This window comes from Dyadobacter sp. HNCC25DJ184, from assembly GCF_056895215.1.
This window is the reverse complement of sequence record NZ_JBXHAQ010000010.1, coordinates 130387-150824: the sequence shown is the minus strand read 5'-3', so window position 1 is coordinate 150824 and position 20438 is coordinate 130387. Positions and strand designations below refer to the sequence as shown.

Here is a 20438-nt window from a genome sequence, read left to right as displayed (position 1 = left end):
CCAATTTCTATTCAGTTTCTTCAACCAGCCCTTCGGCGATTAATTCTTTCAAAAGGCCTGATATATCATCTTTACATTTGGCCAATTCCACGTCGTATTCAGCAGAAACTGCTTCACAAAGCGTATCAATGGACTGAGCACCTTTCTCAAGTTCATCCCAAACCACCGCCCCCACTGCATCCAGCCCATAATAAGATCCTTTGTCGTGATTTAGGATTACGGTTTCCTCTGAAACCTTTGAGGCAATCTGATTAGTTGTAAGCTGATATCGCATTTTAATGTCTCCTTGAGTTTCAGTTTTAATACAATAATGGTAATGATTTAAATCTCCAGTCAACACGAACCTATATTAAACAATGTTAAATTACTTAATCATTCGTGTGTTTGAAGCAGTGTGGCAATATTCATTTTGCCGTCAACCTTTTACTAACAAAGTTAAAAATATTAGTTAGCTGATTTCAAACTTTATTCCCTGCGCCAGGGGAAGCGTTTTTCCATAATTGATGCTGTTTGTCTGCCGACGCATATATGCTCTCCAGGCATCTGACCCCGACTCTCTACCACCCCCGGTCTCCTTTTCACCTCCAAAAGCTCCACCAATTTCTGCACCAGAAGTACCAATATTCACATTAGCAATTCCACAGTCCGATCCGAGAGAAGAAAGAAACAATTCAGCCTCCTGGATATTGGTTGTAAAAATGGAAGAGGATAGGCCCTGAGGTACATCATTTTGCAGATTTATGGCTTCCTCCAACTCTTCGTACTTAATTAGATACAAAATTGGTGCAAAAGTTTCGCTTTGAACGATATTAAAATCATTTCTGACCTCGGCAACACAAGGTTTAACATAACAACCAGACTCAAAACCTTGCCCTTCCAATAGGCCAGGTTCCACCAAAAAGACGCCTCCCTCCTCTTTTATCTTTTCAACGGCGGCAGTATACAGTCGCACAGCTTGAGCATCTATTAGCGGACCCATATGTATTTCAGTGTCGAGCGGATCTCCTATGCGGATCTGGTCGTATGCCGCCTTAAGTCTTTCGGTCAATTCCTCGTAAATACTGAAATGAATAATCAACCTGCGTGTGGATGTACAGCGCTGACCAGCAGTTCCAACTGCTCCAAAAACAATACCAGGAATTGCGATTTTGAGATCGGCACTGGGCGTTACTATAATGGCATTGTTTCCACCAAGCTCGAGCAGACTTTTCCCTAGTCGATTAGCAACAGCGGCTGCCACGGATTTTCCCATTCTTGTGCTGCCAGTTGCCGAAACCAAGGCAATTTTCTTACTCTGAGCAAGCCATTCCCCCGCTTCTCTGCCACCGATAATAACACAGGAAACTCCCTCTGGAATATTATTTTTTTGAAATACCTGACTTACAATATGCTGGCATGCAACTGCGCACAGAGGCGTTTTTTCCGAAGGTTTCCATATGCAGACATTTCCGCAAATCCAGGCAATCATCGCGTTCCAAGACCAAACCGCAACAGGGAAATTAAAGGCTGAAATGACGCCAACCACCCCAAGCGGATGCCATTGTTCATACATTCGGTGCATTGAACGTTCAGTTTGCATCGTAAGGCCGTACAGTTGTCGCGAGAGCCCCACTGCAAAATCACAAATATCAATCATTTCCTGCACTTCCCCTAGGCCTTCCTGAATACTCTTTCCCATTTCCAGGCTCACCAACATGCCCAAATCCTCTTTCTGCGATCGCAGTGCGTCCCCAATCTGACGTACGATATCCCCTCTTTTCGGAGCCGGAATTTCCCTCCATATTTTGAAAGCGTCTGTGGCAATATCTGCTACCTCATCATATTTATCGGCCATATATACCGAAGCTATCAAACCGCCGTCAACCGGAGAGAATGAATCCAGTAAAGCCCCTTTTTCCTGCCATATCCCAGCTCCGGTATATATCCCCGGATTCGTTCTCTTTATTCCGAGATTTGCTAAAACCCTTTGAATATCTGCCATATTTATGTGTATTTATACCGATTTACTCCTCGTGTTCTGAAAAGTATCTCCCATTTTCCGTTTTCAGGAAATCGGCCAAAATAATATCTTCCTGTTTGATAAAACCCTTGTCCGGGAGCGAACCATCTGCCACCATTTCAACCACTGCGGCTATGGAAGCGGCCGTTGTCCATGAAATGGCCCGCCAATGTTCACCGTCAATATCGATCGGGTGATATGCCCGATAAAACTCTTCCCTTTCAAGATGTTCTCCTTTCCATCCCTCCACCACCGCATACACATATACAACATCTTGCTGTACAGGCGGTTTCGCTTCTGTCAATATCTTTTCAGTTAACTCCCGGTTCTCTTTGAGAATCAATTCATATAACAAAAAACGCATAAGACTGCAATGGCCTGGATATCGGATTGTCTTGTAGTTCAACGTATCCACTTTCCCTTCGAATGTCTCGCACATGGTTCCCAAGCCACCAGAAGTGGTAAATGCCTCAAATTCCTGACCTTCGATATTGATCAATTCTATTCCTTCCAGAGAAGGCACCATCTTCTTGACGCCATTGTGAATCACCTCGGCATCGTTCAGATATTCATTGACAACGCCAGCCGGCGACCATGTAAAAGAATATCCAAGAAGCCCATTGGGGTATCTTGGCAAGGCACCAACCCGTAATTCAATATCCCGTATCTTTGTAAATTTTCTTGTCAAATCAGTACCCACAATCCCGATAAAACCGGGAGCCAGTCCGCATTGAGGTGCCATAACGGATCGACTGCTTTTTGCCATCTCACGAATCACCGCAGTCGTATTCACATCTTCGGTTAAATCGAAATAATGAATTCCGTTGTTGAATGCGGCCGTTGCGATGGGCAAATTGAGGTAATATGGCATGCAGGAAACCACAGCATCCTGACCTTTCAAAACCTGCTCGAGAAATTCGTGATTAGATATATCCCCAATTTTTGTCTCAAAAACGGTATGTTCCGGCAGTTTTTTGTCGACACCCGTTACATTGAAGCGTTTGGCGAGCAATGTGCCGACCAAACTTCCTACTTTACCAAGACCTACTACAAGAACGTTTTGCATATATTCTCAGGGCTAAATAAAAATTGATTCTATCAGAGAGCTGGCATCGAGCTTTGTTTTGAAGTTTTACAAAATGTCTACTCAGCCAATTGGTGTCAGGAGGTAGTCATTGTATTGCAAAATCATCCAAAATTAAACGCCAGAAACGTCATGCTCTCAGAGCAAGTTAGAAAAAGAATTTGCAGATTACCCATTAATGGATTCATTTTGTGAAATTTTAAAAATCAGCCATTCATGGAGATTGTAATTATTGGGGGCGGCGCTTCGGGGTTTATCGCGGCTATTACTGCTGCGGAATTATTTAAAGAAGCGAGGATTACAATTCTTGAGAAAAGCAGGACTGTTTTAAATAAAGTAAGGATATCTGGCGGTGGCCGTTGCAATGTTACCCATCAGCCACTGGAACGCAGATTTTTTATCAAAAACTATCCCCGGGGCGAAAAAATGCTTCGCAAACTCTTTGAGCAATTCGATGCCTCGGACACTGTCCGATGGTTTGAGCAACGTGGGGTCGAACTGAAAACAGAAGCCGATGGACGGATGTTTCCGGTCACAAATTCTTCTCATACGATCGTTGAATGCCTTATGACGGAAGCGAAAAAGTCAGGAGTTGAGGTTCGGACAAGCTGCGGAGTAAAAAACTTCACGATCTCTATCGAAGATTTTGAGAAAAAATTCAGACTTGAAACCGATACGGACGAAATACTAATCGCAGACCGGCTTTTAGTTGCTACCGGTGGATATCCAAAATTAAGTGGGTTTGACTGGATACAGTCTCATGGTCATGATATCATTGAACCTGTTCCCTCACTTTTCACATTCAACACACCGAATAATCCGTTGTTAAATCTTGCCGGAGTTGCGGTGCAGGATTGTCTGGTAAAAATTTCCGGATCAAAACTCGAATGGCGCGGTCCTCTATTGATCACGCATTGGGGCTTTAGCGGCCCAGCAGTTTTGAAACTTTCTGCCTGGGGAGCCCGACTTTTGTCTGAAAATCAGTATGATTTTGTCTGCCGTATCAATTGGGTGCCTGAATATAATGAGGAGAAAGTACGCGAGATACTAATGGCAGAAAAGACCTTGTCCGGGAAACAGTTGATACAATCTCACGCGAAATTTGGTTTACCGGTTCGACTTTGGAAAGAATTTTCCGGAAAAGCAGAGATACCAGAAAACCTCCGCTGGATGGAAATCAGCCACAAAATGATCAATCGACTAGTGGAATATCTGACAAACAGTCAGTTTGAAGTGAAAGGAAAAACTACTTTTAAAGAGGAGTTTGTGACCTGCGGCGGAGTGCAACTCGATAACATAAATCAGACTACGATGGGAAGCAAGTCTGTTCCTGGTTTATTTTTCTCCGGAGAAGTAATTGACGTAGACGGAATTACAGGTGGATTCAATTTCCAAAACGCCTGGACTACCGGGTACGTTGCTGGCAAAAATATTGGTTTACAACGCTAGCCCCAATTTGAAATCGGCGTTCTATGGTCAAGCGTTTAAAACGCGCATAGTAGCAAAGTAAATGGCTCAATTCGCCATCGCATCAAAATATGACCTAAGCTTACGTGCAACTGATGCACCCGCCACCTCCGTTAATTTCTCAACAGAGCTTTCTCTGATCCCCTTTACTGAACCAAAATATTTAAGAAGCTTCGTGGCGGTTATTTTTCCAATACCTTCTATTCCTTCCAACTCACTGATCAGGCTACCTTTGCTTCTTTTGTCGCGGTGAAAAGTGATGCCAAACCGGTGAGCTTCGTCGCGAACTTGCTGAATCAATTTAAGTGACTCTGATTTTTTGTCAATATACAATGGCAGGGAATCTTCTGGAAAGTATATCTCTTCCAATCTTTTGGCAATACCGATAATCGGAACCTGACCATATAAGCCCAGATCTTTCAACGCATCGCACGCCGCCCCCAGCTGACCTTTTCCACCATCAATAACAATCAGATCGGGGAGTTTTTCATTTTCGGCAATCATGCGAAGATACCTTCTACCCACAACTTCAGTCATAGACGCAAAGTCGTTTGGTCCGATTACCGTTTTGATATTGAAATGTCGGTAATCTTTTTTGGAAGGTTTTCCGTCCTTAAAACATACCATCGCCGCAACCGGATTAGTACCCTGGATATTCGAGTTGTCAAAACATTCTATATGCCTCGGCAGAGCTTTAAGCTGCAAGTCGGCTTTCAATTTGATCAGCACCCGATCCTTTTTCGAAGATGTTGCGGATGCCTCCACTTCTCTGCGCTCTGCTTTTTCACGTCTGAAATACATCACATTTTTCATGGACATATCCAGTAACTTTTTCTTATCACCGATTTGTGGCACGACAACCTCCAGGCGCATTTCCAAATCAGGCTTCAGGTTGGAGATCAACTCCCGCGATTCGTCCCCGTAAGTTTCCCGCATCTCCACGATCATCATTGTCAGGATCTCCTCATCACTTTCGTCCAGCTTCTTTTTCACCTCCAAAGTCTGAGCCGCTACCATATACCCCTCCTTTATTTTCATAAAATGGAGATATGCAGATTCTTCATCTGACACAATCGTAAGCACATCAACATTTCCGATTTTCGGATTAATGACAGTCGCTTTGCTTTGAAAATTGGAAAGGTGCTCGATTTTTGTTTTCCAGGAATGTGCCTGTTCAAAGGCCATATCTTCCGCCGCCTTCAGCATTTTATCTTTAAAATACTGTTGCGGACCTGTCAGATTTCCTTTCAGAATATGATGAACCTGATTGATTTCTATATTATAATCTTCCGCAGATTGTAAACCTTCACACGGCCCTTTACAATTCCCGATATGATATTCCAGACAAACTTTAAACTTGCCGGCCTCGATAGTTTGTTTGGTTAATGCCAACTGGCAAGAACGAATGGTATACAGCGACTTGAACATATCAAGCAAAGTATGCATCGATCGCAAATTGGCAAAAGGCCCATAATAAGTTCCTTTCGACCTGTCCATATTGCGCGTTACATATACCTGCGGGAAAAGCTCGTTGGATATACAAATAAATGGAAAGGTTTTGTCGTCCTTGAGAAGGATATTAAACTTCGGCTGAATTTGTTTAATTAGTTGATTTTCAAGCAAAAGTGCATCCCATTCGCTATTAACGATGGTATATTCAATCCGTCTGATCTGACTAACCAGGCGTTTTGTTTTTCTGTCATGTTGATTTGATTTCAGGAAGTAGCTTGACACACGGTTACGCAGGCTCTTGGCCTTGCCAACATATATAATCGTTCCATATTCGTCAAAATACCGGTAAACGCCGGGATCTAATGGAATTTTAATAAGCTCTTCTTTATAGTTGAAATCGGACACGCGTGAGATATTATGGGTCAAAGTTTTTCCAATCGGCCGATACTATCTGTGACGGCCTACAGAAGATTGAAACAAATTTACAAGCTGGAAAGTTGCCTCTTTGACCAGGGTATATGCCTCAGCACTTGCGGTCTCGAGATCCATTGGTCGATTAATAACGGAAATTGCACTCGTAATACCCGCTTTTCTCAGTTCGGAAGCTGAAATCAATAGAGTGCCACAAACTACTACCAGAGGAACCTTGTATTGGCGACATACATCAGCCAGTCCTTTTACGACTTTTCCCTGTAACGTTTGCTCATCCACTTTCCCCTCACCAGTTATTACAAGGTCCGCATTAGCAATTAGCTGATCAATATTACTTTGTTCCATCACAATGCCAACACCTTCTTTTAACCGGGCATTCAGGAACCATAATGCACCAGCCCCCAAGCCTCCTGCCGCGCCTGCACCCGGCACCTGGCTTAGATCGGAGCCAAAAGTATCCGTGGCAACTTTTGAGAGGTTTTTCAAACCATCATCAAGGATCTTTACCATCTCCGGATCGGCGCCTTTTTGCGGTCCGTATACATATGCAGCACCAGACTCTCCAAATAAAGGATTGGTGACGTCGCATGCTACTGTCACCGAAATATCGTCTAGTCTCTTGTCAACCTCCGAATTATCTATTTTCCGGATATCTGTCATCGAACCGCCGACCGGGTCAAGCAGGTTGTTTTGTTCATTATAAAAACGATATCCGATAGCGGCCGCCATGCCTATACCTCCGTCAGTAGTGGCGCTCCCTCCAATGCCCAGAATGATATGCTTCGCACCACTGTCAATAGCATTCAAGATCAACTCCCCAGTCCCATATGTGCTCGTGAGCATGGGATTATGCTCCGATGAATCAAGCAAATTCAGGCCGGAAGCCACTGCCATTTCTATAAAAGCAGTTTCCGTTTTTTCCGAAAATCCGTATTGACTGCTGATTGGACGCCCTAGCGGGTCTTGTACTTCAACAGATATATACTGCCCTTCCGCCAACCCGGTAAGAATTCGCATCGTTCCTTCTCCACCATCCGCCAGCTCAACCGAAGCGATGGATATCTCTTCGGAAACCTCTCGAATTCCATCTGAAACAGCTTTTATTACCTCAGCTGCATCAAGAGAGCCTCTGAATTTATCGGGGGCAACAAGAATGTTCATTAATGAATCAGGTAATTAGAAAAGTACACCTTCATCGTCCGATCGGGATGGCGGGATATAGGTATCAGTACTATCTGAGAATACTGTACCACAATCTCTTATGTAATTTTCCGGTTTAAGAAAAGGTCCCTTTCTGTATTGCTGCAAGGTCTGATCATTATACACTTTTTGCATAAATAATCCCCAAGCCGGCATAGCAAGTCGTCCACCCTGGCCTAACGCAATAGTACGGAAGTGGATACTTCTGTCTTCCCCCCCAACCCAGACGCCTGAAACCAGATTTTGGGTCATACCCATAAACCAACCATCTGAATAATTGGAAGTCGTACCCGTTTTGGCAGCAATTTCATTTCCTTCTGTAACTCCATATTGCCTCAGTCTTCCGGCTGTTCCGCCCGGATCTTCAACCGCCCCGCGCATCAGATATAGCATATCATATGCCATATTCGCGCTAATTTCCTGATTTTGTTTTGGATAAAATTCCTCCAAAAGATTCCCGTCACGGTCCTCAATTTTCAAGATCGTAACTGCTTCAGCACGATGTCCACCGTTCGCAAAAGAACAGTAGGCACTTACCATATCATAAACTGACACATCGCTGATCCCCAAACATAAAGATGGTTTCTCTTCCAGCGGGCTCGTAATTCCCAGTTTATGAGCATATTCCACTACCGTCTTCGGCTTCACCATCTTCATGATCTGCGCACTTATGGTATTGACAGACTTCCCAAGAGCCTGACGCAACGACAAACTTTGATAAGAGTATTTATTAGTTGAATTTTTGGGCGTCCATCCACCGGGCACACCGTCTTCTGGCCCAAAATACACAGGTGCATCTGTCAGACGATCGCAGGGTGTCAGGAAATTTTTGTCTAAAGCCGAGAGATACACAAATGGCTTGAATGTCGATCCGGGCTGTCTTGACCCCTGTTTCACATGATCGTATTTCAAATATTTAAAATTGATCCCACCCACCCATGCTTTCACTCGGCCTGTTCGAGGATCCATCGACATCATCCCGATACGTAAAAGCCTTTTATAATATTTGATCGAATCAATCGGGCTCATCGTCACGGTCTTTTCTCCGCCATCCCATGAGAAAACTTTCATTTTATAAGGCTTACGCATCACACGCCAGGCTTCTTCTTCCCCAACTTCATTTTTCAGCTGTATGAAATGAGGCGAACGTTTTACCGCCTTGTCAATGAAGCCCACCATCTCTTTTCCATCCTTATCAATCCACGGATTTCTTCCTTTCCAGTGGTCATCAAAAAGGCGTTGCTGTTCTTTCATATGCTGCGCAACTGCCTGTTCCTGATAGGTTTGCATGCGCGAATCTATCGTGGTATAAATCCGTAACCCACTCGTGTTCAAATCCAGACTCGTACCATGTTCCTCGTTATAAAGCTTCACCCAGGCTTTCAAATATCCACGCATCGACTCGCGGAAATATGGAGCTAGTCCTGTATTGTGACTGTCAATTGTAAAATTCATCCCAAGCGGCCTCTCTTTGAACTCCTGGAATTTTTCGTCAGCCAGATAATCATATTTATTCATTTGTGCTAAAACCGTGTTTCTACGGTTGAGCGCATTGGTTGGGAAACGCAACGGATTATACAGGGTCGGGTTTTGTAACATACCCACAAGCAGGGCCGCGTCCGTTACGGTGAGATCCGAAGCATCCTTGTTAAAATAGGTTTTTGCTGCGACCTTAATACCGTAAGTATTGTTGCCAAACGATACCGTGTTCAGGTACATTTCCATGATCTCCTGCTTGGTATATTTTCTTTCCAGTACCACCGCCAGAATCCATTCCTTCGTTTTCGCAATCACTATACGTACAACCGGAATTTTTCCCAAAAGACCTTCGTATTCTTCGGAACGAGTATTGAAAAGGTTCTTGGCAACCTGCTGTGTCAGTGTACTTCCTCCACCAGAACTAGCACTGGCTGTCGCCACACCTTTGGCAACGCGCAACAGGCTTCGGGCATCAATTCCCGAATGATTGACGAAACGGGCGTCCTCGGTCGCTACCAACGCCTCAATCAAATTCGGCGAGATCTGGCCAATCTCAATACGTGTACGGTTTTCGACGAAGTATTTACCTAGGGACTTTCCATCCTCAGAAATGAGTTCCGAGGCCAATTCACTTTTAGGGTTTTCCAACGTTTTTAAATCAGGCATTCCCCCAAACAACCAAAACAGGTTGAAGCTGACAGAAACCACATATACTATTAACAGTACCAGTCCGATTCCGACAAAACGCCATAGGCGAAGAATTGTACGACGGTACTTTCCTGGTTGAAATTCAAACATTTGCAGGGTATTGTTGTCTTAAAGGTTCAAAAAATAGATTCTCCTATTGCCGCTTTCCAGCCGACAATGTACTTAATTCCTGCATTTCTTTCAGTCTTGCGAGGTAATTACTGTTTGGGTAAAGTCTGATAAATTCGCTGATTGCTGCGGCATATGCCTCTCTTCCACGTACTTTTCCTACTAAAAAAACCCGAAGCACTGCGAATTTATCTTCAAGTGGTCCACCTTGATAATTGGGGAAGTTTCTTTCAATCTCTTCAAGTGCTCTTTCATACTCACCGCTTGCGTAGAGCGCGTAGATCGCTTCATAAGCTTTGTATGAATCAGTCGAGGCAGCTCCTCTCTCGTCTTTGGTGTCCCCAACGCGAATCAGTCTCGCGTAAGTTGAATTGGGAAATTCGGTTATCAATTTGTTTTGCCAAGTCAACCGCTCCGGAGAATTATCTTCTACCGTAAGATGTAGCAAATAATAAACTTCCTCTTTGTGCTGGGTGTCCGGAAAGTCGGATAAAAGCCGTTTGAGCGTTGCCACAGCTTCGATCGGCTCTTTAAGGTCAAATTTGTATATCTTTCCAAGATTATAAAGCGCTTCTTCTTTTTTCTTTTGTGAATCGAGGAACTGGCCTTCGGTCAGCGGCACATTTTTCTTTAATTCCGCATGAATCGCGTCCCACTCAGGCGTACCTTTCGTTAAAACCGGCTCTTTTTTCTCAGTAGCTGAGGAATCGATAATTGTCGCAACCGGAGCATCTGAATTTATCACGTTGATCTTTTCGCTTCGTCGCCAGTTATCTTCCAGTTTTCTGCTACCCCACTGTTTCTTGAATTCGACCCGTCCTTTTGAGACAAAAGTCGGATCATATAACTCCCATCTTCTGGCCGTGCCCCCGCCTGGAACGGCGTCACCTATTGGCTGAGATACATCAAAAGTAGAAGCCTTCATCGCTTCCTTAGCTTTTCTTTCTTCTTCAATCCTTTCTTTTTCCCGCTTCTCAATAATCTCGTCGATCTTTGAATCCAATGCTGCGGGATTCAATCTGGCCAAATTCTGAAGACTATCTTCATTTCTAACGACAGTGTATTGTGTCACGAAAGCATTAAGTGCATTGTTTCTATCCGAGACCAGTTTATAATCGTTGGATGTCTGAGGCAAGACCGCCAATGCACTGTCATAATAAGCCTTCGATATATTAAATTGTTCCAGAGCTTCATAGTTGATCCGCGCCAGCTGAAGATAGGTATATGCCTTTTGTGTCGGGTTTTTACCAGGAACGGCAGCTGCTTTTTTCAGATAGCCAATCGCCCCGGCAATATCTTTTTTGTGCTCCGCCAGCAATCCCATCGTAAAGTAAATCCTATCTTTCAAATCCTCATTTTTACGATCCTTTAGCATTTTATTGAACCCCATGGCGGATAGATCCTTTTTGGGATCGAGAAAGACCTGATTTTGAAGCGAATTCAGGGAGGCGAAAAAACCGAGGTCATATCCAGGCTTGTTGCGACTAACACTTTTATAATGTTTATTAGCCAAGTCATATTTGCCCAGACGATCGTACATTTGGGCAACAGCATAGTGCAGGCGGGCCGTTTCAGTAGACTTTTTTAAAAGCGGAAAGGTCTCTTCCATGATCGCGATGGAAGTTGGAAACTCTTCATTTTGTTGATGCAGATATGCTTTCGTCAGATAAAAATCCTTAATATCAGCTTTATCCAAAGGCTGCTGGCTTAGATATTCAGCCACACCCAGCGCGTTCGAAAAGTCCTTTTTCACCACGTAAGCCCTCATCAGAACGATCAGCGCGCTATTTTTATCATTATCGTCCTTACCGTTAGCGAAAACATATCGCAACGCCTCCAGGCCATCTGCCCATTGTCCAAGATAAAGTCGCGATTTGCCGAGAATAAGATAGCTGTTATCTACCCATTTGCTGTTTTGGTGTTTTTCTGCTACCACAGAAGCTTTTTTTATTGCATCCAGCAACTCTTTCTTTTGCCCTTGAAACAGCATCGAATCCATCGGATACAATATAGGAACCAGTTGGTTATAGTCCTCTTTATATGCCTTTTTCATCGCGAACTCAGCCTCAGCCAAATCCTGATCCCCTATAAAATAGGCGTTATATCGTGCAGACAGGTTATGAAAGGTAACGGCTCCCGGCTTACTGCTATATTGAGAACAGCCCAACAAACAGCAAGCAATTAAAAGTGTGTAAAAAACAGATTTATAATATGTCGATGTACAACTGAGCACAAACAGGATTTTTAGTTGATAGTACAATTCGGGTATCCGTAAAACGGTATTTTACTTAAATACGTATCGAAGATACTGCCATTTACAAAAATAGAAGCAACTTTACCTATAATTTCAACCACATCGCTATGAAGGACCCCGCTGAAAAGCAACCAGAGAACCCGTTGCGTACTTCATCCCGCTTTTTACGATACTCAGGACTCGCCACCCAAATGCTCGGGTCGATTTTGGTGTTTACCTATGGCGGATATCGGATTGATCTCTGGCTAGGCAATCATGTCCCGGTGTGGACGCTCGTCTTATCACTCCTATCCATTGCCGGATCTCTATATCTACTTACCAAAAACATCACTAAAATCTAAAAATACCATATAATATATGCTCCGGACGATCTATTTCACAATTTTCATAGGAATTGTACTTTTCTTAGCTCAACGCTTATCCCATTCGTCCTGGACTCACCCTTACATATGGTATATACTTGCATTCTTCTTTGGGCTTTCATTTTTGTTCCATCGGCTCATGGAAAATGGCATGAAGGACGACCGTAAAAAGTTTGTGAATTTCTATCTTACTACTATTGTAGTACGCTTAATTGCCAGCATTATCTTTATTGGAGTATGTTTATATTCAGGGCTAACTGACTCATTATTATTTACTATCAATTTTTTCGTGGTCTATTTCTTATACATGGGCTTTGAAATATATGGTTTGTATCGTAACTTGCGCCGAAATTGACAAAGCCAAGTATTTCAAGCCTTTATGTATACTCGTTTACGACAGTTATTTACCGCCGCTCTTATTGCCTCATGCTGCTTTTTTGCAGTTCCGTCTCAAGCGGAAGAGCCCACTCAAGCAGAACACCAACCAGTAGCTGATGCCGTAAATGCGGTAGAAGGTGAAATTGAACATAACCTGGAAAAGCACGAGGAAGAGTTCAATATCGGTGAAATGATTATGCATCACATCGCGGACTCACACGAGTGGGAATTCTCTCACGGAGTTGCAATTCCACTTCCTGTCATTCTTTATTCAAAGGATCGCGGATTGGAAATTTTCTCTTCATCCCAGTTCCATAACGAACATCACGAATACAACGGATATCATCTGGTTCACGGCGAATCTGAAGTAATCAAGCCGGTTGACGAATCTAGGTCTATCATGGATTTTTCGATTACTAAAAACGTAGCGTCCATGATGTTAAGTGCGATTATTCTTGTTTTGTTATTTACAAGCATTGGATCTGCATACACCAAATCAAAAGGAAAAGCTCCAAAAGGCTTCCAGTCGGCTATGGAAGTAGTTATTCTTTTCATTCGTGACGAGGTTGTTAAACCTAATATAGGAGCGAACTACGAGAAATATCTGCCATATCTTCTTACCTTGTTTTTCTTCATTCTGATCAACAATATTCTTGGACTATTGCCAGGATCGGCTAACGTGACAGGTAATATTGCTGTAACAATGACATTGGCTGTCTTGACGTTCATCATCGTTCACATCAACGCGAACAAGAACTACTACAGCCACCTTGTGAGCCCTCCGGGAGTACCTAAGCCGTTGTTGCTGGTTATGATACCGGTAGAGATCGTAGGTGTGTTCATGAAGCCATTCTCATTAATGGTCCGGTTGTTCGCGAACATTACTGCAGGTCACATTATCCTTCTAAGTCTTTTCGGATTAATTTTCATATTTAAGAGTATCGCTGTGGCGCCGGTTATCTCGGCTTTCGCATTGTTCCTTAACTTCATTGAAATCATGGTTGCCTTTATCCAGGCTTTCATCTTTACGCTTTTGACGTCTATGTACATCGGGACTGCTGTTGAAGAACATCATCACGCTGAGCACGGACATTGATTTTTCATTCTCTTTTTTTATTAATTATAATTAAACAATAACAATTATGTTGGCTCAAATTTTGCTTCAAGCTGCAGAACAAGGTGGTGCAGGTCTAGCTGTTTTCGGTGCTGCTATCGGTGCTGGTCTTGCTGCTATCGGTGCTGGTCTTGGTATCGGTAAAATCGGTGGAAGTGCAATGGAAGGTATCGCTCGTCAGCCAGAAGCTGCTGGTGCTATCCAAACTGCAATGCTTATCATCGCGGCTCTTATCGAAGCGGTAGCTTTGTTCGCAGCGGTAATCTGTCTTCTTATCTCTTTCAAATTGTAGTAAGAAGCGGGCTTACGCCTGTGAAACGCCGTCTTTAAGCAATAGGCTAGAAGAATAAGGCAAAAGAAATTTCGTGGAAGCAATAGGCTTCCACGATTTTAAAATAAAAAGAGAACTGCCGGATATCCCAAAATCTGATATCGGCTATTAAGATTTTAAAAACTTAAAACTCATCTAATACTATGTCATTACTTACTCCAAACCCAGGTCTTATTTTCTGGATGCTGGTAGTATTTTTACTCGTAGTTTTTATACTTGCCAAATTTGCATGGAAGCCTATTCTTGCAGGCCTTAAAGCTCGTGAAAATGAAATTCAGGGTGCACTTGATCTTGCTGAGAAAACTCGTGCCGAAATGGCTCAGCTTAAGTCGGACAACGAAAAATTGATCGCCGAAGCAAATGCTATCCGTGACTCGATACTTCGTGACGCGAAAGATGCTGCTACCCGCACCATCACTGAGGCGAAAGAAAAAGCAAGCATTGAAGCCCAAAAAGTGTTGGATACTGCTCGCGAGACTATACGCAACGAACAGCAGCTGGCTGTTACGAAAATCCGTAACGAAGTGGCAGTATTGTCAATCGAAATCGCTGAGAAAGTACTTAAGAGAGAATTGAAAGACAAAGAAGCTCAGGAAAAATTGGTTGCAGATTTAGCTTCAACTGCAAGATTGAACTAAGCCTTTTCATTGTCATTCATAAAATTTGATTTAAGATGTCGGTAAGTATAGTTGCTTCCAGATACGCCAAGTCCCTGATTGAACTAGCAAAAGAACAAAATGTTTTGCCAGCGGTTTATGAGGACATGAAGTTCTTCAAGGATACTGTGGAACATAATCGTGGACTGATGCTGGCGCTGAAAAGCCCTGTGGTTCGTCACGAAAAGAAATTAGCAATTCTGAGAGCGATATTTGAGGACAAGGTAAATCCTGTCACATTCGCTATTTTCAATATTATTACCAAGAAAAACAGAGAGGCTATTTTAGATGCAATCGCTGACGAGTTCCTGATCGCTTACAACGATTTTCAGGGAATTCAGAAAGCTTTGGTTGTAACTACTACACCTCTGACGGAAGAATTAAGAAAACAATTTACCAGTATAGTTGCCTCAGCTACCGGAAAGACGGTTCAGCTGGAAGAAAAAATCGATGAAAATCTGATTGGTGGCTATTTGTTGAGAGTGAACGACCGTCAGGTTGATGCATCTCTTAAAAAGCGTCTCAACGAGATGAAGCTTCAACTGGTGAAGTAATATTTTTATCTGCATAATGTAGAAGACCCGGCAGCTATGCGACCGGGTCTTTTCGTTTTAAATCGGGTTGTGATTTTGCAGTCAAGACTCTCTAGAGTAGATTCGTTAACGTCAAATTATGCCAATTCCGACCGCAAATCCCCTTGACCGTCTTCTGGCAAACCCTGACAATCTAAACCTTCATCTTAACAAGATTTTTGTAACTGATATCAATTGCCTCCAGAGCCGGACGTTTGGCAACATCCTGTTCCACGAAAAAGTGTTCCAAACCAGCTATTTTGCGGGCAGCGAAAATTTTTGCAAAATCAATCGAACCGGTACCTACTTCGGCAAAAGATCCGTCTGTTTTGTCCATATCCTTTATATGCCACAAATGGCAGCGTCCCGGATACTTTTTAAACAACTCAACCGGATCAAGACCTGCCTTCACTACCCAATAGAGGTCAAGTTCTAGCTTCACAAGTTTAGGGTCCGTCTTGCCTGCGATGATATCGTAAGGAGTTTCTCCGTCGATTTGCTTGAATTCAAAATCGTGGTTATGATATCCAAACTGCAAACCCGCTTTTTTAGCTATCTCACCCGACTTATTGAACAAATCAACATAGCTTTTGTACTGATCGATAGTAACTCGTTCCTTGGGCGTTAAATATGCACAGTTTACATATTTCTGACCTAACTCCGCTGCGTCATCTACTGCACGTTGCCAGTCGTTACTTAGCGTCCCTTTTGCAGTTTTGTTTTCCACTCCGGCACCATAATGGCCACTCACAGGATCCAGGCCTATCTCCTTTAAAAATGCCTTTAATTCCTTTGCTGTTTTGCCAAAGAATTTACCATCAGAATATCCATATAACTCCATCTCCTTATATCCCAATTGCGCCACTTTACGCAGCGTGCCTTCCACATCCTTCGCAATATCACCTCTCAGTGTATACAGCTGAAGACCGATTCTCGAAGCTGCCTTCGTTTCGAAATTCAGGTTATTGAAAAGCGGCAGTGACAAAGCCATTGCGCTGGCTTTGATAAATTCTTTCCGCGAAATATTTTTGTTAATGTTCATTCTAGAATAAATAATTAGGTAGGTTGATCAACGTATTAAAAGCGACTGCAATATATAACATATCGCAGCCTAAATATAACGAAAACAAAAGTTTCAAGATTTGAATGGGATCTGATAAATTATGAATCACCGAACAATGCATTCATCATATCAACTTTTAACAATTGTTCGAGCTTAGCTATCTCGTCATATACGGCTTTTACATCCTTTGGTCTACTAGTCACCGCTTGACTCATTGATTTGTGTATCCCGTGAACGACAATTCAAGACCCTGTAATTCACCAATTAATAGGGTCCAAGACTCGTCGCTGTATCTCCCATCAACAATTTGGGACTGAGCGATACTGCTGTTGTTCATACCTAAGCTCAGCCCAACCCGCTCATCTTTTATAATAGAGAGCAATCTTATCATCTGATTAGCTATAACTCCTACGGATGAATTTCTCGTATCACCATCAGCCATGATAAATTCTGCTAAGTAGTTATCTCCCCCGGAACTCCATTTGTATGCCAATGATTGCGTAACTTTTTGCAGATCGTTTACAACTGCTTTTAAATATGCTTTCCGCCTGACACTGTCTGCTGAGCTAAATGCCTTCATTACGTCCTCGGCTTTTTGACCATTGGATCCGTAAAGTAGATACTCAATAACCCATATCCCCAAATATCCTGAGCCTAATGAACTTATATAATCATTGTCGATTACAAGATTTTTATTAGCAATAATGGATTCAATCCCCTCTTCGTCCACCGGTCCGTAAATTGAGGATTAAACCAGATTCTCAGTCATTGGCCCGAAAGTGAACATGGAAACCCTCTTCCAACTAACAGCCATTTCTACCCATTTGAGTCTAAGAGTAAGCAGTTTTTCCTTATTTTCAGGGCTAAACGCGAAAGCATTAACATACTCCCTAAGGCCATTAACGGACTCATCCACAAGTAAGAGGCTTGTAATTATCTGGTTTTGTCCTATAGTCTGCAAAACAAGGCGTCGGTCGGAGACGGTAACCGGTTCTGGATCCTTCGTTCTTAAACAACTAGGCAAAAGAAGAGACATGGTTAGCATGACAATTAGCAATTTCATGTTGATTGTTGATGATGATGATAAATAACGTCATCGAGTCATGAAGTGGTACGATGACCCAGCACAGTCTCATGATTAATTTCACCTCAGGTTACGAACTTCTCCCAATCAGCTCAAAATCAAAAAAGGGTAAGCCGCGAAGCCTACCCTTTCTATTTATATTATCAAGCTAATTAATTAGCCAATTCTTCTTCTTTTTTTCTAACCGTGATGGTCAATTCCTCGCTCTTATCTGCGTGATCGGCGACCAACACATCTCCTTCACGAAGATCTCCTTTCAGAATTTCTTCAGCTACCGGATCTTCAAGGTATTTCTGAATCGCTCGGTTCAATGGTCTTGCTCCATATTGCGGATCGTAACCCTTTTCTGACAAAAAGTCTTTCGCAGGAACTGTAAGTTCTATCTCATAACCAAGACCTTTCACTCTGTTGAAGAGTTTGCCAAGAGATATATCGATGATCTTGTGCAGATCTTCTCTTTGCAGAGAGTTGAACACGATTACATCATCCAAACGGTTCAGGAACTCAGGAGAGAATGCTTTACGAAGCGCACTTTGAATGGTACCTTTCATAATTTCGTCCTGATTGTCAGACTTGGCTCTTGTTGAGAAACCAATTCCGCTTCCGAAATCTTTCAAGTCACGCGCTCCGATGTTCGAAGTCATGATGATGATTGTATTGCGGAAATCAACCCTTCTACCCAACCCGTCTGTCAGAATACCATCATCCAGAACTTGCAATAAGATATTGAATACATCCGGATGCGCTTTTTCGATCTCATCCAGCAATACCACACTATATGGTTTGCGACGAATTTTCTCGGTTAGCTGACCACCTTCTTCATATCCAACATATCCCGGAGGTGCTCCCACCAAACGCGATACACTGAATTTCTCCATGTATTCACTCATATCTATTCTTACCAAAGAGTCATCTTTGTCAAACAGATAAGTAGCCAAAACTTTCGCCAATTCAGTCTTACCTACACCAGTTGGTCCAAGGAATATGAACGAGCCGATTGGTTTTTTCGGATCCTTCAGCCCAACACGAGTTCTTTGGATTGCCTTCACCAGCTTTTCAATCGGCGGGTTCTGACCAATTACTTTAGCTTTAAGCTCGTCTGCCATGTTCAGCAATTTCTTGCCTTCATCCAGCGAAACATTAGTAACAGGTATGCCAGTCATCATAGCAACTACCTCAGCAACATTGTGTTCTGTAACAGTATAGCGTTTCTGCTTGGTTTCTTCTTCCCAGGCAAGTTTGGCTCTTTCCAATTGATCGATCAATTTCTTCTCGCGATCTCTTAATTGAGCAGCTTCCTCGTATTTCTGGCTTTTTACAACCTTGTTTTTCTCTTGCTTGATGTTCTCAATCTGCTCTTCCAGGTGCAGGATATCTTCAGGAACAGTGATGTTGCTGATATGAACTCTTGCTCCTACTTCATCCATTACATCAATCGCCTTATCAGGTAAGAACCGATCAGTAATGTATCTTTCAGAAAGTTTAACAGCAGTAATCAGAGCTTCCGGTGTATAGTTAACGTGGTGATGCTCTTCGTACTTATCCTTGATATTGTTCAGGATCTGAACAGTTTCTTCGATTGAAGTAGCATCCACCATCACCATTTGAAAACGACGGGCCAATGCACCATCTTTCTCGATATACTGACGATATTCATCAAGCGTCGTAGCTCCGATACACTGGATTTCTCCACGAGACAACGCTGGTTTGAACATGTTCGATGCGTCCAAAGAGCCGGAAGCACCACCTGCGCCTACGATTGTATGCAACTCATCAATGAACAGGATCACGTCCGGAGACTTTTCCAATTCGTTCATCACCGCCTTCATTCTTTCTTCAAATTGTCCACGGTATTTCGTTCCTGCAACAAGCGAGGCCAAGTCCAATGTAACAACTCGTTTGCCAAATAAAACCCTCGAAACCTTTTTCTGAACAATACGGAGTGCCAAACCTTCTGCGATGGCAGTTTTACCAACACCTGGCTCACCAATCAAAATCGGATTATTCTTCTTTCTGCGGCTTAATATCTGAGCAACTCTTTCAATTTCTTTTTCACGACCAACGATAGGATCCAGTTTTCCAACCTCTGCCATCTTGGTAAGGTCTCTTCCGAAATTATCCAAAACCGGCGTGCGAGATTTCTCAGTTCCTTTCGACTCTTTACCCGAAGATGATCCGCTTCCTCCTCCAAACATTCCGCCTCTTGCTTCATCATCCCCGTCTTCTGTTTCCGGACCCATATTAGGTCTGGTTCCTGATGATTGATATTCTAACATTTCCTTAATGACTTCGTAGTTAACATTAAATTTATGTAAGATTTGTGTGCCTACATTATCCTCGTCACGAAGAATCGACAAAAGTAAGTGCTCAGTTCCTATCAGTGGGCTTTTGAAAATCTTGGCCTCCAGATAGGTAATTTTCAAAACTTTCTCCGACTGTCGTGTCAATGGAATATTCTGAAGATTTTTGACATTATTCGTGGCAGCCCCTTTGGTTGCCTGTTCTATGGTTTGCTTCACATCGTCCAAAGAAACTCCAAGTTTCTTCAACAATCCTATTGCAATACCATCACCCTCACGAATCATTCCTAATAATAAGTGTTCGGCGCCTATGTAATCGTGCCCTAACCGTAAGGCTTCCTCACGACTAAGGGTAATTACCTCTTTCACTCTATTTGAAAATTTTGCCTCCATGT

17 protein-coding genes are annotated in these 20438 nt (G+C 42.9%); 6 read left to right on the top strand and 11 right to left on the bottom strand.

Annotation, left to right across the window (positions count from 1 at the left end; all coding sequences use genetic code 11):
* Positions 1–7: 7 nt before the first annotated feature.
* The 3 genes from AC1XUD_RS16405 to AC1XUD_RS16395 all read right to left on the bottom strand — a co-directional run bounded on the left by AC1XUD_RS16405 (position 8) and on the right by AC1XUD_RS16395 (position 3065).
* Positions 8–274, bottom strand: coding sequence for a PqqD family protein (locus AC1XUD_RS16405; protein WP_483362111.1), 267 nt, complete (start codon positions 272–274; stop codon positions 8–10).
* Between the two features lie 174 nt (positions 275–448).
* Positions 449–1981 carry an L-piperidine-6-carboxylate dehydrogenase gene (amaB, locus tag AC1XUD_RS16400; protein ID WP_483362110.1) on the bottom strand — a complete coding sequence of 511 codons (1533 nt, stop codon included), beginning with the start codon at positions 1979–1981 and terminating at the stop codon, positions 449–451.
* Positions 1982–2003: 22 nt separating this feature from the next.
* A complete protein-coding gene (locus tag AC1XUD_RS16395) occupies positions 2004–3065 on the bottom strand; it encodes a saccharopine dehydrogenase family protein (RefSeq protein ID WP_483362109.1) in 1062 nt (353 codons plus the stop codon).
* A gap of 234 nt (positions 3066–3299) precedes the next feature.
* On the opposite strand from AC1XUD_RS16395, the gene AC1XUD_RS16390 reads away from it, so the two are divergent.
* Complete coding sequence (locus AC1XUD_RS16390; protein WP_483362108.1) at positions 3300–4532, top strand: BaiN/RdsA family NAD(P)/FAD-dependent oxidoreductase; 1233 nt, start codon at positions 3300–3302, stop codon at positions 4530–4532.
* A gap of 66 nt (positions 4533–4598) precedes the next feature.
* On the opposite strand, the gene uvrC is transcribed toward AC1XUD_RS16390, so the two are convergent.
* From uvrC to porW, 4 genes are read right to left on the bottom strand one after another with little or no spacing between them, the layout of a single operon-like run.
* Positions 4599–6407: an excinuclease ABC subunit UvrC gene (gene uvrC, locus AC1XUD_RS16385; RefSeq protein WP_483362199.1), complete on the bottom strand. Its 1809-nt coding sequence runs from the start codon at positions 6405–6407 to the stop codon at positions 4599–4601.
* 42 nt (positions 6408–6449) lie between these two features.
* Positions 6450–7595: a glycerate kinase gene (locus tag AC1XUD_RS16380; RefSeq protein WP_483362107.1), complete on the bottom strand. Its 1146-nt coding sequence runs from the start codon at positions 7593–7595 to the stop codon at positions 6450–6452.
* 15 nt (positions 7596–7610) lie between these two features.
* Entirely contained in the window at positions 7611–9911 is a 2301-nt protein-coding gene (locus tag AC1XUD_RS16375) for a penicillin-binding protein 1A (protein ID WP_483362106.1), read from the bottom strand.
* A 43-nt stretch (positions 9912–9954) separates the two neighbouring features.
* On the bottom strand, positions 9955–12162 hold the full coding sequence (gene porW / locus AC1XUD_RS16370) for a type IX secretion system periplasmic lipoprotein PorW/SprE (RefSeq protein ID WP_483362105.1): 2208 nt from the start codon (positions 12160–12162) through the stop codon (positions 9955–9957).
* A gap of 128 nt (positions 12163–12290) precedes the next feature.
* Between porW and AC1XUD_RS16365 the strand changes: the two genes are divergently transcribed.
* The 5 genes from AC1XUD_RS16365 (at position 12291) to atpH (ending at position 15578) form a co-directional block, all read left to right on the top strand.
* Entirely contained in the window at positions 12291–12524 is a 234-nt protein-coding gene (locus AC1XUD_RS16365; protein ID WP_483362104.1) for an AtpZ/AtpI family protein, read from the top strand.
* A gap of 400 nt (positions 12525–12924) precedes the next feature.
* On the top strand, positions 12925–14019 hold the full coding sequence (atpB, locus tag AC1XUD_RS16360; protein ID WP_483362103.1) for a F0F1 ATP synthase subunit A: 1095 nt from the start codon (positions 12925–12927) through the stop codon (positions 14017–14019).
* A gap of 46 nt (positions 14020–14065) precedes the next feature.
* The gene (gene atpE, locus AC1XUD_RS16355; RefSeq protein ID WP_483362102.1) at positions 14066–14329 is read left to right on the top strand and encodes an ATP synthase F0 subunit C; all 264 of its coding nucleotides are present in this window, start codon (positions 14066–14068) and stop codon (positions 14327–14329) included.
* A gap of 182 nt (positions 14330–14511) precedes the next feature.
* Positions 14512–15006 (top strand): F0F1 ATP synthase subunit B, encoded by a 495-nt coding sequence (atpF, locus tag AC1XUD_RS16350; RefSeq protein ID WP_483362101.1) that lies wholly within the window; start codon positions 14512–14514, stop codon positions 15004–15006.
* Positions 15007–15041: 35 nt separating this feature from the next.
* Positions 15042–15578 carry an ATP synthase F1 subunit delta gene (atpH, locus tag AC1XUD_RS16345; protein ID WP_483362100.1) on the top strand — a complete coding sequence of 179 codons (537 nt, stop codon included), beginning with the start codon at positions 15042–15044 and terminating at the stop codon, positions 15576–15578.
* A 172-nt stretch (positions 15579–15750) separates the two neighbouring features.
* On the opposite strand, the gene AC1XUD_RS16340 is transcribed toward atpH, so the two are convergent.
* The 4 genes from AC1XUD_RS16340 to AC1XUD_RS16325 form a co-directional block, all read right to left on the bottom strand.
* Positions 15751–16638 (bottom strand): sugar phosphate isomerase/epimerase family protein, encoded by an 888-nt coding sequence (locus AC1XUD_RS16340; protein ID WP_483362099.1) that lies wholly within the window; start codon positions 16636–16638, stop codon positions 15751–15753.
* A gap of 232 nt (positions 16639–16870) precedes the next feature.
* Positions 16871–17389 carry an imelysin family protein gene (locus tag AC1XUD_RS16335; RefSeq protein ID WP_483362098.1) on the bottom strand — a complete coding sequence of 173 codons (519 nt, stop codon included), beginning with the start codon at positions 17387–17389 and terminating at the stop codon, positions 16871–16873.
* An 18-nt stretch (positions 17390–17407) separates the two neighbouring features.
* Positions 17408–17722, bottom strand: coding sequence for a hypothetical protein (locus AC1XUD_RS16330; protein WP_483362097.1), 315 nt, complete (start codon positions 17720–17722; stop codon positions 17408–17410).
* Positions 17723–17895: 173 nt separating this feature from the next.
* Positions 17896–20436 (bottom strand): ATP-dependent Clp protease ATP-binding subunit, encoded by a 2541-nt coding sequence (locus tag AC1XUD_RS16325; protein WP_483362096.1) that lies wholly within the window; start codon positions 20434–20436, stop codon positions 17896–17898.
* Between the last annotated feature and the right edge of the window lie 2 nt (positions 20437–20438).

Bases quoted from the DNA above. Each gene is read 5' to 3' on its own strand.
- atpE (WP_483362102.1), top strand. From the start codon at position 14,066: ATGTTGGCTCAAATTTTGCTTCAAGCTGCAGAACAAGGTGGTGCAGGT.
- AC1XUD_RS16325 (WP_483362096.1), bottom strand. From the start codon at position 20,436: ATGGAGGCAAAATTTTCAAATAGAGTGAAAGAGGTAATTACCCTTAGT.
- AC1XUD_RS16390 (WP_483362108.1), top strand. From the start codon at position 3,300: ATGGAGATTGTAATTATTGGGGGCGGCGCTTCGGGGTTTATCGCGGCT.
- AC1XUD_RS16365 (WP_483362104.1), top strand. From the start codon at position 12,291: ATGAAGGACCCCGCTGAAAAGCAACCAGAGAACCCGTTGCGTACTTCA.
- AC1XUD_RS16330 (WP_483362097.1), bottom strand. From the start codon at position 17,722: ATGAAATTGCTAATTGTCATGCTAACCATGTCTCTTCTTTTGCCTAGT.
- atpH (WP_483362100.1), top strand. From the start codon at position 15,042: ATGTCGGTAAGTATAGTTGCTTCCAGATACGCCAAGTCCCTGATTGAA.
- atpF (WP_483362101.1), top strand. From the start codon at position 14,512: ATGTCATTACTTACTCCAAACCCAGGTCTTATTTTCTGGATGCTGGTA.
- AC1XUD_RS16380 (WP_483362107.1), bottom strand. From the start codon at position 7,595: ATGAACATTCTTGTTGCCCCCGATAAATTCAGAGGCTCTCTTGATGCA.
- AC1XUD_RS16340 (WP_483362099.1), bottom strand. From the start codon at position 16,638: ATGAACATTAACAAAAATATTTCGCGGAAAGAATTTATCAAAGCCAGC.
- atpB (WP_483362103.1), top strand. From the start codon at position 12,925: ATGTATACTCGTTTACGACAGTTATTTACCGCCGCTCTTATTGCCTCA.
- AC1XUD_RS16405 (WP_483362111.1), bottom strand. From the start codon at position 274: ATGCGATATCAGCTTACAACTAATCAGATTGCCTCAAAGGTTTCAGAG.
- AC1XUD_RS16375 (WP_483362106.1), bottom strand. From the start codon at position 9,911: ATGTTTGAATTTCAACCAGGAAAGTACCGTCGTACAATTCTTCGCCTA.
- amaB (WP_483362110.1), bottom strand. From the start codon at position 1,981: ATGGCAGATATTCAAAGGGTTTTAGCAAATCTCGGAATAAAGAGAACG.
- AC1XUD_RS16395 (WP_483362109.1), bottom strand. From the start codon at position 3,065: ATGCAAAACGTTCTTGTAGTAGGTCTTGGTAAAGTAGGAAGTTTGGTC.